Origin of the sequence: Kosakonia sp., from assembly GCF_032104925.1 — a bacterium.
GTDB lineage: Bacteria > Pseudomonadota > Gammaproteobacteria > Enterobacterales > Enterobacteriaceae > Kosakonia.
This window is the reverse complement of record NZ_DAMCGF010000001.1, coordinates 99,859-116,542: the sequence shown is the minus strand read 5'-3', so window position 1 is coordinate 116,542 and position 16,684 is coordinate 99,859. Positions and strand designations below refer to the sequence as shown.

General features: G+C 50.6%; 18 protein-coding genes and 1 other annotated feature. Of the genes, 1 reads left to right on the top strand and 17 read right to left on the bottom strand.

Features of this window, described 5'->3' with window-relative positions; genetic code table 11:
* Window positions 1–5 precede the first annotated feature (5 nt).
* From selO to fumD, 15 genes are all read right to left on the bottom strand, one after another.
* Window positions 6–1,448 (bottom strand): protein adenylyltransferase SelO, encoded by a 1,443-nt coding sequence (gene selO / locus RT644_RS00620; RefSeq protein WP_313625040.1) that lies wholly within the window; start codon window positions 1,446–1,448, stop codon window positions 6–8.
* 61 nt (window positions 1,449–1,509) lie between these two features.
* The gene (locus RT644_RS00615) at window positions 1,510–2,223 is read right to left on the bottom strand and encodes an EAL domain-containing protein (RefSeq protein WP_044489375.1); all 714 of its coding nucleotides are present in this window, start codon (window positions 2,221–2,223) and stop codon (window positions 1,510–1,512) included.
* Window positions 2,224–2,476: 253 nt separating this feature from the next.
* Window positions 2,477–2,941, bottom strand: coding sequence for a C40 family peptidase (locus tag RT644_RS00610; protein WP_045511506.1), 465 nt, complete (start codon window positions 2,939–2,941; stop codon window positions 2,477–2,479).
* A 78-nt stretch (window positions 2,942–3,019) separates the two neighbouring features.
* Window positions 3,020–3,769 (bottom strand): vitamin B12 ABC transporter ATP-binding protein BtuD, encoded by a 750-nt coding sequence (gene btuD / locus RT644_RS00605; protein ID WP_313625036.1) that lies wholly within the window; start codon window positions 3,767–3,769, stop codon window positions 3,020–3,022.
* On the bottom strand, window positions 3,769–4,320 hold the full coding sequence (locus RT644_RS00600) for a glutathione peroxidase (RefSeq protein ID WP_016496335.1): 552 nt from the start codon (window positions 4,318–4,320) through the stop codon (window positions 3,769–3,771). The genes btuD and RT644_RS00600 overlap by 1 nt, the downstream gene beginning before the upstream one ends.
* A gap of 34 nt (window positions 4,321–4,354) precedes the next feature.
* On the bottom strand, window positions 4,355–5,335 hold the full coding sequence (btuC, locus tag RT644_RS00595; protein WP_313625034.1) for a vitamin B12 ABC transporter permease BtuC: 981 nt from the start codon (window positions 5,333–5,335) through the stop codon (window positions 4,355–4,357).
* 100 nt (window positions 5,336–5,435) lie between these two features.
* Window positions 5,436–5,735, bottom strand: a complete 300-nt coding sequence (gene ihfA / locus RT644_RS00590) for an integration host factor subunit alpha (RefSeq protein ID WP_006820203.1) — start codon at window positions 5,733–5,735, stop codon at window positions 5,436–5,438.
* Between the two features lie 4 nt (window positions 5,736–5,739).
* Complete coding sequence (pheT, locus tag RT644_RS00585; RefSeq protein ID WP_313625032.1) at window positions 5,740–8,127, bottom strand: phenylalanine--tRNA ligase subunit beta; 2,388 nt, start codon at window positions 8,125–8,127, stop codon at window positions 5,740–5,742.
* A gap of 14 nt (window positions 8,128–8,141) precedes the next feature.
* The gene (gene pheS, locus RT644_RS00580) at window positions 8,142–9,125 is read right to left on the bottom strand and encodes a phenylalanine--tRNA ligase subunit alpha (protein ID WP_313625030.1); all 984 of its coding nucleotides are present in this window, start codon (window positions 9,123–9,125) and stop codon (window positions 8,142–8,144) included.
* A gap of 40 nt (window positions 9,126–9,165) precedes the next feature.
* Window positions 9,166–9,290, bottom strand: a sequence feature (Phe leader region).
* Complete coding sequence (gene pheM / locus RT644_RS00575) at window positions 9,241–9,285, bottom strand: pheST operon leader peptide PheM (protein ID WP_001386830.1); 45 nt, start codon at window positions 9,283–9,285, stop codon at window positions 9,241–9,243. It overlaps the preceding feature by 45 nt.
* Window positions 9,291–9,409: 119 nt before the next feature.
* Complete coding sequence (gene rplT, locus RT644_RS00570; RefSeq protein WP_013366084.1) at window positions 9,410–9,766, bottom strand: 50S ribosomal protein L20; 357 nt, start codon at window positions 9,764–9,766, stop codon at window positions 9,410–9,412.
* Between the two features lie 49 nt (window positions 9,767–9,815).
* Window positions 9,816–10,013, bottom strand: a complete 198-nt coding sequence (gene rpmI, locus RT644_RS00565; RefSeq protein ID WP_001124225.1) for a 50S ribosomal protein L35 — start codon at window positions 10,011–10,013, stop codon at window positions 9,816–9,818.
* A 92-nt stretch (window positions 10,014–10,105) separates the two neighbouring features.
* Window positions 10,106–10,648, bottom strand: coding sequence for a translation initiation factor IF-3 (infC, locus tag RT644_RS00560; protein WP_071908164.1), 543 nt, complete (start codon window positions 10,646–10,648; stop codon window positions 10,106–10,108).
* Between the two features lie 3 nt (window positions 10,649–10,651).
* The gene (gene thrS, locus RT644_RS00555; RefSeq protein ID WP_313625028.1) at window positions 10,652–12,580 is read right to left on the bottom strand and encodes a threonine--tRNA ligase; all 1,929 of its coding nucleotides are present in this window, start codon (window positions 12,578–12,580) and stop codon (window positions 10,652–10,654) included.
* Between the two features lie 586 nt (window positions 12,581–13,166).
* The gene (gene fumD, locus RT644_RS00550) at window positions 13,167–13,379 is read right to left on the bottom strand and encodes a fumarate hydratase FumD (RefSeq protein ID WP_097407051.1); all 213 of its coding nucleotides are present in this window, start codon (window positions 13,377–13,379) and stop codon (window positions 13,167–13,169) included.
* 278 nt (window positions 13,380–13,657) lie between these two features.
* Between fumD and RT644_RS00545 the strand changes: the two genes are divergently transcribed.
* Window positions 13,658–15,103: a flagellin gene (locus RT644_RS00545; RefSeq protein WP_313625025.1), complete on the top strand. Its 1,446-nt coding sequence runs from the start codon at window positions 13,658–13,660 to the stop codon at window positions 15,101–15,103.
* A gap of 166 nt (window positions 15,104–15,269) precedes the next feature.
* Here RT644_RS00545 and RT644_RS00540 read toward each other — a convergent pair whose 3' ends face one another.
* Entirely contained in the window at window positions 15,270–15,485 is a 216-nt protein-coding gene (locus RT644_RS00540) for a hypothetical protein (RefSeq protein ID WP_045511646.1), read from the bottom strand.
* A gap of 265 nt (window positions 15,486–15,750) precedes the next feature.
* Window positions 15,751–16,506 (bottom strand): YdiY family protein, encoded by a 756-nt coding sequence (locus RT644_RS00535; protein ID WP_044489379.1) that lies wholly within the window; start codon window positions 16,504–16,506, stop codon window positions 15,751–15,753.
* Window positions 16,507–16,684: the final 178 nt, after the last annotated feature.

Below are 16,684 nucleotides of genomic sequence, written 5' to 3'. Positions count from 1 at the left end.
CCATTTCAACTCGAACAGCTGACTTCCAGCCGTTTGCCCCAGTCGGGCGGACGGCTGACGTAATCATCACTGCGATCGATAAATGGCTGGCGTAATGCCTCATGAAGTCGCTCCAGCTCGCTGCTATCACCTTTCTCTGCGGCATCAATAGCGCGCTGCGCCAGCCAGTTTCGCAGCACCATTGCCGGGTTAACCCGTTGCATATGCGCCTGCCGCTGTGCGTCATCGATATTTTCCTGCTGTAAGCGTGAGCGATATTGTGCAAACCAGTCATCAAATGCGCCGCGATCGATAAACTCATCCCGTAACGGCAACGCAGCGCTTTGCTGCTCGGTCAGGCTGAGCATGCGGAACGTACGCGTATAATCGCTACCTTCGCGCGCCATCAGCGCAAACAGCGAATTCAGAAGATCGTTATCGCCTTGCTGGCGAGTAAAGAAGCCCAGCTTGCCGCGCATCAACAGGCCATACTCTGTGAGTAACTGGTGCTGGTAATCATCCAGCGCGGCGTTTAACCCCTCCACAGCAATAAAGGGCGATAGCGACTGCGCCAGGCGCTGCAGATTCCACAGCGCCACCGCCGGCTGGTTTTCAAAGCTGTACCGCCCCTGGTAATCAGAGTGGTTACAGATAAAACCAGGCTGGTAATCATCGAGAAAACCGAACGGGCCATAGTCGATTGTTAAACCAAGAATCGACATGTTATCGGTATTCATTACACCGTGCGCGAACCCTACCGCTTGCCAGCGCGCAATCATCTGCGCGGTGCGCCGTACGACATTCCGGAACCATGCGACATATTTATCGCTTTCGTTTTGCAATTCCGGCCAGTGATGACGGATAACAAAATCTGCCAGTTGACGGACTTTTTGCGGATCGCGTCGGTAGTAAAAATGTTCGAAATGACCAAAGCGCACATGACTTTCGGCAATACGCATCAGCATCGCGCCCTGCTCCTGCGTTTCGCGCATGACTGGCGTATCGCTGGTCACAATGCTCAATGCCCGCGTGGTCGGGATCCCCAGATAGTGCATCGCTTCCGAAGCCAGACTTTCACGGATGGTCGAACGCAACACCGCGCGGCCATCCCCCATGCGTGAATACGGCGTCAGCCCGGCACCTTTTAAGTGCCAGTCCCGGGTTGTGCCGTCCGGGAGTTGCTGCTCACCGAGCAAAATCCCGCGTCCATCACCTAATTGCCCGGCCCAGACACCAAACTGATGTCCACTATAAACCTGCGCCAGTGGAGACATGCCGGGTAACAGCGCTTCGCCGCCCCAGATGCCGGCTCCCGAGACGGGATGAAACAGCGCATCCGGTACATTCAGCGCATGTGCCAGTGGCTCATTGCGCCATAGCAGACGGGCGTTGTGCAGCGGTGTTGGGGATAATGCGGTATAAAAATCTGGCAATTCATCTCGCCAGTGGGTAGTAAAAGACAGGGTCATGGTTCCTCCTGCCTTTAGTGTAGTGCTAACTTTGGCGTTTAAACACCAGGCAAAAGCAGGGCTATGGCTGAACCAGAGAGGTTAACTGTTCAACGGTGACGGGTGGCCACATGGCACCCTGCATGGCGCTAAAGGAAAAGGCTGCTGCCCGGTTGAGCGCCTGTTCATCATCAATGCCTGCAATCATCAATGCATCACAATAGGGTTCAAGCTGCGCAACAATCACCCGCATAAAAGGTTCGAATGAAGGTGACGCCAGCCGCTGATGAACAAAATTTTTATCCAGTACCACGCGCTTAAATAAACCATCAAAAATGGCTTTTGTCGAAGCGGTTCCGGCACCAAAATTAGCCAGCACCAGTGAATATTGTTTCGCCAATAGAAACAAGGGGTGATTATCTTTTCCCTTATTTAGATCGGGAAAATTCTCATTAATGGTAAATTCAAGAAAAGGAAATTTCCTAATGTTTGTCGCTAGCGTTTCATCTGCCAACAAGACATCAACCAAAGAGGGCGCAATATTAATCCAGGCCGTTAATTGATGTTGAATAAAAAAGAGTTGGCAGGCTTCAAGGAGTGCCAGTTGTTCATTGAATAAAGCGAGTATTTCTTCAGGCGTAAGGCGCGGAATGACCAGCTCTGTAGGCGTGCGGACATTGCTGTCTGGCCCCACAAAGTTAACGATAATTTCCAGTCCCTGTAGCATTCCGTTACCTTTCCTCGCAGGCAGTAATAGAAGCTCAGAGCGATATGTGTCATCCAGCGATACTATCATTGCGCCAGCCCCGCATTAAGGGTGATATCCGGCATTGTCAAACACAGGTGGAAATATTTCAAATCTATTGTTTTAAATGAGATTAACTTCATTTTTTTCCCGTTTTATATTTGGCTTCTCCTTAACCTTTATTAGCCTGATAACGAATTGATGGATGTCCGGATCCCAATGTACACAGATCTTAATTAAGATAAACGTGATTATTTAGTGGAAATTTCCTGGTTTAAAAAAAGCCCTTGCGGGCTTTCTCATTCTAGATGCGGCGTGCTTGCCAGAAATTTTTACGCCAGTAGACATTATCCAGCGAAGAACGCATCACTCCCCGGCTGGTTGAGGCATGAATGAACTCATTATCTGTATCGTAAATTCCAACGTGCAACCCGCTCTCTCCGGAACCGGTTTTAAAGAAAACCAGATCGCCTGGCAGCAACTCATCTTTATCGATTTTCGTGCCAATTTCCGCCTGTTGCCGCGTCTCGCGCGGCAATTGCAACGAAAACTTATCGCGAAACGTCATCATAACGAAGCCGGAACAATCAACGCCGGATCGGCTCATGCCACCGTAGCGATAGGGCGTACCATGCCACTGGCTGAGCTGATCATTCAGGCCAGCAATAACGGTTATCGAATCTGACAATCTTGGATTTGGCGGCGGCGCGCGATGAGAACTACATCCTGCAAGGAATAACGCCGCTGCCAGCAATAACCAGATACGCATCCTGGATCAAGCCTCTTTATTTCTTTTTCTCGGAATAATCTACCGTGTGAATCAGATATGTGGCAAGTCACGTTTTCGTCACGTTGTAGGGATCAGCACGCGGTGACCTTCCACATCCAGTTGGCGAAAAGCCAAACCATACGCCGTCGCCAGATGCGATGGCGTCAGCACCTCATTCTGCCGTCCGCTCATTAACAGTTTGCCACCGCTGAGCAACCATGCCTGGCGCGCATGCCTCAACGTATGGTTAAGATCGTGGCTACTCATCACCACGGTAATACCTGCGGCAACCAGCTCGTTTAAAAGCTTATCCAGTGCCGCCTGCTGGGCAACATCGAGGCTATTCATCGGCTCATCCAGCAATAAAAGCTCTCCGGCGGGGTTGCCGGCCGGGTGAATCTGTAAAATCACCGCCGCTAAGCGTACCCGTTGCCATTCGCCGCCTGACAGGTGATTCACCGCCCGCCCCAGCTTATCGCTGAGGCCGAGCTTACCCGCAATCTGCGCCAGCAGCGCGGTTTGTGCGTTATCGCGCTGATGCAGGGACAAGTACTGCCAGACAGGCATAGCGAACGGCGGTGTCTGCTGTTGGGCCAGGTAAGCACGATGTTGCGCCAGTTGCGATGCAGGCCACTGCGCCAGCGAACGGGCATTAAACAGCACACTTCCCTGCCCGCCCGATAACCCGGCAATGCGCGCCAGCAGTGTGCTTTTCCCCGCACCATTCGGCCCGACAAGATGCAGAATTTCTCCCCGGCCGACCGATGCCGTTATCGGCCCAAGCCTGCCGGGTTCAGCCACATCCTGAAGCTGCAATAGCATCGACATTACTTCGCCAGCGCCTGTTTTACCGCGTCAACGAGAATCGGATCTTCCGGTGTCATATCCGGAGAGAAGCGTTGAATCACCTTGCCGTCACGACCAATCAGGAATTTTTCAAAATTCCACAGGATATCGCCCGGCTCTTTCGGCGCACGACCTTTGCTCTCCATACGTTCGTAGAAACCGCTGCCCTGAGGTGCAACGGCCTTCGGCGCTGCGGCAACCAGCTTTTTATACAGCGGGTGACGTGCTTCGCCATTCACATCGATTTTGCTGAACAGCGGAAATGTTACGCCATACGTGGTGCTACAGAAGGTTTTAATTTCCTCTTCTGAACCCGGTTCCTGGCCGAGAAACTGATTGCAGGGGAAACCGAGTACGGTAAAACCTTCACTTTCAAATTCTTTTTGCATCTGCTCCAGCTGTTCGTACTGCGGCGTCAGCCCACATTTCGAGGCGACGTTGACCAACAGCAGCACCTTGCCGTGGTAACCGGCAAGCGTTGTCTGCTCGCCATCGATAGTCTTAACTTCAGTATTGAGAATATCCTGTTGCATAGCGTCACCTTAATGAATGTTATGGTTTGCGGGCTCAACGCCCGGCTCTCAATAATAGCCAGATAAATACCGGCGCGCCCAGCGTCGAGGTCACAACGCCTATCGGCAACTCGGCCGCACTGAGCGCCAGACGCGCTATCACATCGGCAAATAACAGTGCCACCGCCCCTGCCAGTGCGCAGCCAGGCAGTAATGCCCGATGATCGGTCAAACCGCACAGACGTAAGATATGTGGAATAACCAGACCGATAAAACCAATTGAGCCTGCCAGCGCGACGCTTACCCCGACCAGCCAGCCCGTGGCTACCACCAGCACGTTTCGCCATATCCACATCGGTAACCCTAACTGGCGCGCGGAAATGTCTCCCAGCGCCAGCATATTCAAGGGCCGGGACTGGAAACAGACCCAAATGATGACTGGCACCAGCGCCGCCATCAGCCAACTTTGTTGCCAGTCCACGCCACCGAAACCGCCCATCATCCAGTACATCAACTGGCGCAAATCGAAGGAGGAAGAGAAATAGACGGCCCAGGTCATCAATGCGGTACAGATAATACCCAACGCGACACCAGCCAGCAGTAAACGGCTGGTAGAGATATGGCGGCGCGCGAAACGCAGCAGAATCAGCGTCACAACGAGCGCGCCAGCGATCGCACAAACGCCGAGCGCCCAGCCAGGGAGCAATCCGCCACCCAGCAATACAGCAGCAATGAGCCCAACGCCCGCACCGCTTGAGACACCAAGCAATCCTGGTTCCGCAAGCGGGTTTTCGAACAGTGCCTGCATCACCGCACCGCACAACGCCAGTGCAGCCCCAACCAACAACACGGCTAGCGTGCGCGGCAAACGAATTTGCCAGACAAACAGTTGCCCATCCGGCGTAAACCAGGCGCCCGGAAAAATCCATTGATCGCCCGCGCAGAGACTAAACAGCAGCGCGAAGAGTAAGAGCAGCAGTAATCCACCCAGCCAGCGGCGGTTGCGTTGCTGTTGAAGATGAGCGTATGCCAGCATGTTTTCCGTTTTCTTGGTCAGCAAGGCCACTGATTCTAAGGTTGATGCCGGATGCTGAAAAGAAAAAAGGCCGCGATGCGGCCTTTTTAATTAGTTCATATCATTCAGCTTTGGGCGAAGCGTTTTCGACACGGCTCTTTAACTTCTGGCCGGGTCTGAAGGTCACCACGCGCCGGGCTGTAATGGGAATATCTTCGCCCGTTTTTGGATTACGACCCGGACGTTGATTTTTGTCGCGCAAATCGAAATTGCCAAAGCCGGAGAGTTTTACCTGCTCACCGTTTTCCAGAGCACGACGGATCTCTTCGAAAAACAGCTCTACCAGCTCTTTTGCGTCCCGTTTGCTAAGCCCAAGCTTATCAAACAGATATTCTGACATTTCAGCTTTTGTAAGCGCCATAGGTTCAATCCCTCAATGATGCCTGGAATCGCTCTTTTAATGCCTCTACACATCTGGCAACGGTAGCGGCAATCTCCTCTTCTTCGAGTGTACGGCTGGTATCCTGAAGGATCAGGCTAATGGCAAGGCTCTTATACCCTTCCGCTACACCCTTACCGCGGTACACGTCAAATAAGTTTACGCCAACTACCTGATTTACGCCAACTTTCTTACATTCGCCCAAAACATCTGCTGCAGGCACATTTTCTGCGACCACGACAGCGATATCACGACGGTTCGCAGGGAAGCGCGAAATCTCCTGAGCCTGAGGAACCACGCGGTCTGCAAGCGCATTCCACTCCAGTTCAAATACCAGTGTGCGGCCGTTCAGATCAAGCTTACGTTCCAGTTCCGGGTGAACAACCCCAATAAAACCAATGCGCTTATCTTTCAGATAAATCGCTGCAGATTGGCCTGGGTGCAGTGCAGGATTCGTTTCCGCGCGAAACTCAATGGCGGAAAGTTTACCTGTAAGTTCCAGCACGGACTCAAGATCGCCTTTTAAATCGAAGAAATCGACGCTTCCTTTCACCAGATCCCAGTGCTCGTCATAACGGTTACCGCAAATCGCGCCGGCCAGCATCACATCCTGACGGATGCCAAGATTAGCTTGCGTATCAGGTACAAAGCGCAGGCCGGTTTCGAAAATACGCACACGGCTCTGCTGACGATTCTGGTTATAAACGATAGTGCCGAGCAAACCGGTCCACAGAGAGAGGCGCATCGCCGACATCTCGCTGGAGATTGGGCTTGGCAGGATGAGTGCTTCCTCACCTGGATGAATCAGTTGCTGCAGCTTCGGATCGACAAAGCTGTAAGTAATGACTTCCTGGTAGCCTTTATCGTTAAGCATGGTTTTAACACGCTTCATCGACAGGTTTGCTTCGCGGTGCTCGCCCATAATCAGGCCAGCCTGCACCGGCTCATCAGGAATATTGTTGTAGCCATAAACGCGAGCAACTTCTTCGACCAGATCTTCTTCAATTTCCATGTCGAAACGCCAGCTCGGGGCAACCGCCAGCCACTCGTCCTGGCCTTCAGTCACTTCGCAGCCCAGGCGGTTCAGAATATCGCTGACCTGTTCGTCGGCAATATGATGACCAATCAGACGATCCAGTTTGCTACGGCGCAAACGGATGGTCGCGCGTTTCGGCAGAGTGGCTTCATTAGTGACATCAATCACCGGGCCGGCGTCACCGCCGCAGATATCAAGCAGCAGACGCGTGGCGCGTTCCATCGCTTTGTATTGCAATTGTGGATCGACACCACGCTCATAACGATGAGAAGCATCAGTATGCAAACCGTGACGGCGCGCGCGGCCAGTAATGGACAGCGGGTTGAAGAAAGCACATTCCAGCAGCACGTTCTGCGTTTCGCTGTTTACACCAGAGTGCTCACCACCGAAGATACCGCCCATTGCCAGCGCTTTGCTATGGTCGGCAATCACCAGCGTGTCTGCGTTCAGTTTGGCTTCATTACCGTCCAGCAGCACCAGGGTTTCACCCTCTTTCGCCATACGCACCACAATGCCGCCATCCAGGCGGTCGCGGTCAAACGCATGCATCGGCTGCCCCAGTTCCAGCAGCACGTAGTTGGTAACGTCCACAACGGCGTCAATCGAGCGAATGCCGCAACGGCGCAGCTTCTCTTTCATCCACAGCGGAGTTGGCGCTTTGACGTTAATCCCTTTCACTACACGGCCAAGGTAGCGCGGACAGGCCTCTGCCGCTTCCACAGTAATCGGCAGCGTATCGGCGATGGTAGCGGCAACGGGTGCGATATCCGGCTCGGTCAGCGGAGATTTGTTGAGCACCGCAACATCACGCGCCACACCGATGATCCCGAGGCAATCGGCACGGTTCGGCGTCACGCTGATTTCGATGGTGTTGTCATCCAGTTTTAAATATTCACGGATATCGGTGCCGATCGGCGCATCTGCAGGCAGTTCAATAATGCCGGTATGATCGTCAGAAATACCCAGCTCGGAGAAAGAACAGAGCATGCCTTCCGACGGCTCGCCACGCAGTTTTGCCGCTTTGATTTTGAAATCGCCCGGCAGTACCGCACCGACAGTGGCGACCGCGACTTTGAGCCCAAGGCGACAGTTTGGCGCGCCACAGACGATGTCCAGCAGGCGCTCACCGCCCACGTTTACTTTCGTTACGCGCAGTTTGTCGGCGTTCGGGTGCTGAGCGCACTCCATCACTTCGCCCACGACCACGCCATGAAATGCACCGGCAACCGGTTCAACCCCATCGACTTCAAGACCCGCCATGGTGATTTGCCCGGACAGCGCTTCGCTATCAATGGCTGGATTAACCCATTCGCGTAACCACAGTTCACTGAATTTCATTATTTTGCCTGCCTTTATTTAAACTGTTTGAGGAAACGCAAATCGTTTTCGAAGAACGCGCGCAAGTCGGTGACACCGTAACGGAGCATTGTCAGGCGCTCCATCCCCATACCGAATGCAAAACCTGAGTAAACTTCCGGATCAATACCGACATTACGCAGTACGTTCGGATGCACCATCCCGCAGCCAAGTACCTCCAGCCATTTGCCGTTTTTACCCATGACATCCACTTCCGCTGAGGGCTCAGTAAAAGGGAAATAGGATGGACGGAAGCGGATCTGCAAATCTTCTTCAAAGAAGTTACGCAGGAAGTCGTGCAGCGTACCTTTCAGATTGGTGAAGCTGATATTTTTATCAACAATCAGCCCTTCCATCTGATGGAACATCGGAGTGTGCGTCTGGTCGTAGTCGTTACGATATACACGGCCCGGCGCAATAATGCGGATCGGCGGCTGCTGATTTTCCATCGTGCGGATCTGTACACCTGAAGTCTGGGTACGCAACAGACGGGTTGCGTCAAACCAGAAGGTGTCGTGATCAGCACGCGCCGGGTGGTGGCTTGGGATGTTCAACGCATCGAAGTTATGATAATCATCTTCGATTTCCGGACCCGTGGCGACAGTAAAGCCAAGCTCACCAAAGAAGCTTTCGATGCGGTCGATTGTGCGGGTCACCGGATGCAAACCGCCATTCTCAACTCGCCGCCCCGGCAGCGACACATCAATAGTTTCGGCAGCCAGGCGTGCATTTAATGCAGCATTTTCAAGGTCCGATTTACGCGCGTTCAGCGCTTGCTGCACTTGCTCTTTCGCTTCGTTGATCACCGCACCCGCAGCCGGGCGCTCTTCTGGCGGCAGCTCACGCAGGGTGGTCATCTGAAGGGTCAGGTGCCCTTTCTTGCCCAGGTATTCGACGCGTACGTTGTCCAGCGCGGCGACATCTGAAGCATCGTTAATGGCTGCCTTCGCACTGGCAACCAGCTCTGCGAGATGTGACATGGTTTTCCTCGTTATATGACGATATTTACAAGCGGCAGATATAAAAAAAGCCTCCACAAGGGAGGCTTTCTGGCGCTGTTTTCCGTTTCTTCTTTCACGCGCTAGCCTCCCGGATTCAGGTGCTAAAGTAAAAAAAGAAGCGGAAAATAGCAGCATTCATGCTTGCGTTACCTTAACAGGGTAAGTGGCGGTGATGGCTTATTGAAAACGCATCACGGCAAAATGTCAATGCATTGATAATGTTAAAGCAAAAGAGGGAGCTAAGCTCCCTCTCTTAAACTGGCTTACGCCAGAGCTGCTTTCGCTTTTTCAACCAGGGCAGTAAATGCCACTTTGTCGAATACTGCGATGTCAGCAAGGATCTTACGGTCGATTTCAACAGAGGCTTTTTTCAGGCCGTTGATGAATTTGCTGTAAGAAATACCGTTCTGACGTGCTGCTGCGTTGATACGTGCAATCCACAGTTGACGGAACTGACGCTTTTTCTGACGACGGTCACGATAAGCGTACTGACCAGCTTTGATAACAGCCTGGAAGGCAACACGGTAAACGCGTGAACGCGCGCCGTAGTAACCTTTAGCTTGTTTCAAAATTTTCTTATGACGTGCACGTGCAATCACACCACGTTTTACGCGAGCCATATGCTCTCTCCTGTATCTATATTCTTAAAAAAGTTAAAAGGTTAACGACTTATGCGTACGGCAGGCACGCGATTACCAGGCCCAGATCGCCTTTAGAAACCATGGCTTTCGGACGCAGGTGACGTTTACGCTTGGTAGCTTTTTTGGTCAGAATATGACGCAGGTTAGCGTGCTTGTGCTTAAATCCACCTTTACCGGTTTTTTTGAAGCGCTTAGCAGCACCGCGTACGGTCTTAATTTTTGGCATTTTTTAACTTCCACTTCGCATTGTTAATAAACGAAACAAAGGCGAACTGAACCCGTGAGCTTGTGGCCCACAGGTTTAGTTACTTGATGGCCTTACTGTTTCTTCTTCGGAGCAAGCACCATGATCATCTGGCGGCCTTCGATCTTCGTTGGGAAGGATTCGACTACTGCCAGTTCAACCAGATCTTCTTTCACGCGATTAAGCACTTCCATACCGATCTGTTGGTGGGCCATCTCACGACCGCGGAAACGCAGCGTGATTTTGGCCTTATCGCCCTCTTCGAGAAAGCGAATCAGGCTGCGGAGTTTTACCTGATAGTCGCCTTCATCTGTACCAGGTCGGAATTTGATTTCCTTAACCTGAATAACTTTTTGCTTCTTCTTCTGTTCCTTAGAAGATTTGCTCTTTTCATAGAGGAACTTGCCGTAATCCATTATACGGCAAACGGGCGGCTCGGCGTTAGGGCTAATTTCGACTAAATCGACCCCGGCTTCTTCAGCTTTTTCCAGAGCTTCTCTGAGACTCACAATACCAAGCTGCTCGCCTTCCAGACCTGTTAAGCGAACTTCCGTGGCGCGAATCTCGCCATTAATACGATTGGGACGCGCCGTTTGAACTCGTTTTCCGCCTTTAATACCTTATTCCTCCAGTTGTTGAAGACTGCGGCTGCGAATCTCTTGTTGCAGCTTCTCGATAACATCATTTACGTCCAGGCTACCCAGGTCTTTACCGCGACGGGTACGCACAGCTACTTTGCCGGCTTCAACCTCTTTGTCACCACAAACCAGCATATAAGGGACACGACGTAAAGTGTGCTCGCGGATTTTAAAGCCAATCTTCTCGTTTCTCAAGTCTGCTTTTACACGAATGCCCGCATTTTGCAGTTTACGGGTCAATTCGTTAACGTATTCAGCCTGCGAATCAGTGATGTTCATCACAACTACCTGCACGGGGGCAAGCCAGGTTGGGAAGAAGCCCGCAAATTCCTCAGTCAGGATGCCGATAAAGCGCTCCAGAGAACCAAGAATTGCACGGTGAATCATCACCGGGACTTGTCGCTCGTTACTTTCGCCAACATAAGAGGCATTCAGACGAGACGGCAAGGAGAAGTCCAGCTGGACAGTACCGCACTGCCATGCACGATCGAGGCAGTCATACAGGGTAAATTCAATTTTCGGACCATAGAATGCGCCTTCACCCAGTTGATACTCAAACGGGATATTATTCTCTTCCAGCGCCACAGCCAGGTCCGCCTCAGCACGATCCCACATCTCGTCGCTACCGATACGTTTTTCCGGACGAGTGGAGAGTTTGACGACGATCTTCTCGAAGCCAAAGGTGCTGTACATATCGTAGACTAAACGAATACAAGCGTTCACTTCATCACGCACCTGCTCTTCTGTACAGAAGATGTGAGCGTCATCCTGAGTGAAGCCGCGTACACGCATTAAGCCATGCAGAGCGCCTGACGGCTCGTTACGATGGCAACTACCGAACTCTGCCATACGTAACGGCAGGTCGCGGTAGGATTTTAAGCCCTGGTTAAAGATCTGAACGTGACCCGGGCAGTTCATCGGCTTGATGCAATATTCACGGTTCTCAGAAGACGTCGTAAACATGGCATCTTTGTAGTTGTCCCAGTGGCCGGTTTTTTCCCACAGCACACGGTCCATCATGAACGGGCCTTTCACTTCCTGATACTGGTACTCTTTCAGTTTAGAACGTACGAAAGTTTCCAGTTCGCGGAAGATAGTCCAGCCATCGTTATGCCAGAACACCATACCCGGCGCTTCTTCCTGCATGTGATACAGATCGAGCTGTTTCCCGATTTTACGGTGATCGCGTTTTGCCGCTTCTTCCAGACGTTGCAGATAAGCGTTCAGCGCTTTTTTATCTGCCCACGCGGTACCATAGATACGCTGCAGCATTTTATTATTGCTGTCACCGCGCCAGTAGGCACCCGCTGTTTTCATCAATTTGAAGTGATGGCAGAAACGCATATTCGGCACGTGCGGACCACGGCACATGTCGACATATTCCTGATGATGATACAAGCCAGGCTTGTCATCATGGGCAATATTTTCATCAAGGATCGAAACTTTATAGCTTTCGCCGCGTTTAACAAACGTTTCACGCGCCTCTTTCCAGCTTACTTTCTGCTTGATGACATCGTAGTTTGTTTCGGCGAGCTCATGCATACGCTTTTCGAGCGCGTCGATATCTTCCTGGGTCAGCGTATGGTCAAGATCAACGTCATAGTAGAAACCGTTATCAATAACCGGACCAATAGCCATTTTGGTGTTGGGCCAAAGTTGCTTAATCGCATGACCTAACAGATGCGCGCAGGAGTGGCGAATGATTTCCAGTCCGTCCTCATCTTTTGCGGTGATGATGGCAAGTTTGGCATCGCTGTCAATCACATCGCATGCATCTACCAGTTCACCGTTGACGCGGCCAGCGATACAGGCTTTCGCCAGTCCCGGACTGATATCCAGCGCAACATCCATTGGGCTTACAGCGTGGTCGTAATGGCGTTGGCTGCCATCAGGAAGAGTAATTACAGGCATTTCATTTCCTTAATTTGCAGTGGTGCCCCGCACCAAAGAGCACATACAAAATGAGAGATCAAAGATATAACAGCCGCGACGATAAGTTTTCTCGCTTCACTCTGCGGAATCTGTACAGCGTAGAGATCAACTGCTACCTGATACCCTTACCTGCCGCTGTTAAGTACCCGGCAATAGTACACATTTGCGAAGGGGGTTGAAAGGATTAGTGTGACTCAGCTCAAGAGTGCGGCTTTATTGCAGTTTCAAAACTCCGCACAGAAAACGTTTCAAAAACAACCACCCAACCTAAGGATTGTCTGAATTTTTACCAAATTCTTGACATAGCGGTATCTCAAGCCGTTTATTTGGCTACCCGTTAACACCTAACCTACTGATAAAACATGGTAATCCTTTACTTCGTTATTATTTTCGCGCTTCTCGCGATCATTATTTTTTCGTTTTATAAGCACCACAGCATGAAGTCATCCCGCTCCCTTCCGGGCCGTTACAAGAAACGGCGTCAATAACGCCACCTTCGTTGACCAGGTATGACTGTTCAGAAAGGCACGCACGTGCCTTTCTTTATCATATCCAACCTGCTTTTTCAGGCGTTGTAACCTAAAGCGCGGATCACGGTTTCCATCGCTTCTTGCGTTAGCCCGGAACGCTTAATTTTTGTATTGGCCAACATAGTTCTGACCACCCCGGCAATCACAATATGTTTAGGTTCTTGTCCGAGATCGCGCATCTCCAGCACGACTTTCCCCACTACACGGCACATTTCGTCATATAACGCTTCGTCTTTTGATGTTCCCATTTCACCTCCGGTGGCGATGGTTTTGATAAGCAGCCTGCCTCACGAAGAATGCGGCTTACATCTGTAAAAAGAGTCAGTAAAGCATATTGTTAGCAACAACTGTACACTGCCTCTATCACCTGGCAGCGTGAAGAGGTAACGCAACAGGCTTTTTTCTGCACGCCATCTATTTTCAGACACTTGCACAAAGTTAAATTTTTCCGCGAATTTACCTTAAAGTTACTCACCCCTTTGCCGATGATTAATTCATTAGCGGTCTGAATGAATTAATGACGGTAATGCAGGCAATCAATCATAATGAGTTTATCGGGCTGAACCTCACTACCCGAAAAAAAACGTCTTCTTCGCTTCAGGAAAGTATTGAACGTCTGTCATCGGGGTTGCGCATTAATGGCGCAAAGGATGATGCTGCCGGGCAGTCTATCGCTAATCGCATGCGCTCTAACGCCAGTGCGGATAGCGTGGTATCGCGTGGTCTTGATGATGCTATCAGTATGGCACAGACCGCCGATAGCAGTTTGAACACTGTTAGCGAACTTCTGATCCGGGCGAAAAGCCTGGCCATACAGTCAGGAAATAGCACCCTCTCGGAGAATGACCGGCAAAGCATTCAGAACGAATATCAAAATATTCTTAACAATATTCAGTCAATCTCAGAGGGTACCGAGATTTTTGGACGATACCCGTTGGCTACTGATTCACCCGAACTGCCACCGGAGTTGATTGGTGATGTGCCGCCGTTAAACGTCAAGTTTCCGGTTCAGGGTACCAATTATTCGTTCAGTTCAGGCATTGTCTCGCTGGCTTACATCCCTGCCGGTTCGACGAATATTGCTATTACCATTGATTCACTGGGCCTGGATGATGACATCCAGTTATTCACGCGCGATGGTAAGCATCTGGCCGGTACACCAATTAACGGCGCAGCCCCGGACTATACATGGAAAAGTCGTGGCATCACGGATTCAGCGAAAGCGACCAGCCGGGTTCTGACCGAAGCCAACGGTTTTGCGCATGGCGCTACCTACGACGATTCTTTACTGATTGATGGCGGCGCAGCCTGGGCGCTAAACGGTAGCGAAACGCTGAATTACAACGGTATGGCTATTGCTTACAGCGGCGATGGTGACCGTTACGAACCGGGCAATGCTTACAATGATGGTAGCAACGGTTCAAACCGACTTGAGCGCGTAAAGATCGATAACGTTACGGAAGATTTGGTGGTGATGATCGTCGGCAGTGGCTCTTTCACCAGCAACTTAACCTGGGGAACGCTGCCAAAACCAACAATAACGCCGGCGGAACCGCCGAAGCAGAGTCGCCCGTGGGAGGTCGTAACCAGCGCGAACGTTGGGGATGATATACAATCCGTAACCATGCCAGCCACTCCGGCTGATGTGAAATCACTGGGTTTAAACGCGACATCCTTGCAAACGGCGGCCTCAGCAGGTGTCGCAATGGGTGCGCTTGACAAAGCACTCGAGAAAGTAAGCGGCTGGCGCGCGCAATATGGCGCGTATATCAATCGTTTTGAATCGAATAAATCGGTACTGGCACAGCAAAATGTTGCAACACAAGCGGCGCAGAGCCGGATTGAAGATGCGGATTACGCGCTGGAAGTCAGTAAGATGGCGAAAGCGCAGATATTACAGCAGAGCCAGGATATGGTGCTAAAAGTCGCTAACCAGTCTGCAGAAAATATTCTGGCGCTTCTTCGTAGCTAACATTGTATTTTCACTTCATTTAATAACAGCACTTAATAACAAAATCATTTTTCGTCCGCAGCGAAATAACCTTATCTTACAAAATCCGCATTGCCGCACAAATACAAAAAACCGGTACGACTAAATCCGGTTTTTTTCAAAGTTAATGAATTAACTGAAAATGTATTTAGTTCCACTCGCCCGCAACCAGGGTATGTGCGTTAAACGCATTGTCATTTGAACCCTGCGTGGAATGAGACACCGGAACCATATTGGAACCCGCTTCAATGTTGGTGATGTTAGTGTTAGTCTGGCTGGCAGTTACTGCAGGCTGAGCCGCGAAAACGCCAAAAGAGAGTGCAGAAAGCACGACGGCGACCGCAGCGGTTTTGATTTTTTTCATAATTAAATTCTCATACTTGAATAACAACATTAACTGGCTGGGCTTTTTTTGCCCGTGTTCTTAGTGTAGATCTGGATCACACTTTTGCACAGTCAATTTATTTATCTATTCGTGTCAAATAAACTGAATGTGTAACCCAAATATTAATTGTGAGGAAATTATGAAGAGAAAAGAATACTTAAACGAAATTGAAAATAAATAGTGGAATGAAAAGAGCACAAATTAACAAATAAAAAAGATGGGCCGATATTTTCGGCCCAACAAATTACATTTTATAGCCTAACGTTACCGTCGTTCTGCGATCGGTATGATCCGGCGCCGTTGACGGTGGCTGGGAGTTCCAGGTCAGGTTATACGCAACTTTCAGAGCAAAGTGCGCGTTAATCGCTACGTTCAGCGCTGTTTCAGAGTTCACGGTGGTATCGTCCGCACCAAATACGGAAACACCCTGCGTGAATTTCGTGGTATCAGTCATCTGCCAGGCGTAGGTGCCGGAAGCATAACCGAGCCCAGTCGTTTTCGTGTTGCCGTCGGTGTACTTGTCATAACGAACACCAGGACCGAATTCAAAGCGCAGGCTGTGAACCGGACCATTCAGGAACTGACGACCATAACCAGCAGTCAGCACGTCGCGATCGCTATAGCCGTTATAGCGGTCAGTTAACCAGCTCGCCTGGCCAAACAGGTAATCGTAATCCGTCATGTTATAACGGCTACGGCCACCTACTGCGTATTTTTCAGACGAACGCACATCATTTGACGATGTATTGCTGGCGTTGCCCCACAAAGACCAGGCGGTAGTCTCGCCGTACCAGGTCAAGGTGGAATCAGCAGTCAAAGAGGAACTCTTTGTATTGCCGGACTGAGCCAGATAACCACCGTTTACACCGCCTTCAAACGGCGCTTTAGCGGTAGAGGGATCATCCATGACAGTAAAAACGGTATCATCTGCAAACGCGTGCATTGATACAAACACACCCGCCGCCATCACAAGCACGGGTACTGTCTTCAAAAGCTTCATTTATTTAGAGTCCGAACAGCAAAAAAAGAGACCAACACGGTCCCGGAAACTTTCATTAGGATCAATGACCAGCGGTCCAAAGAAAGGTAACAAATTATAAAAAGGCCGCTTAAACAGATCAATGAAATCTTATTTGATTTTTTGAATAAGAGGGATCTCAAAACAGCAAAAAAGGTTA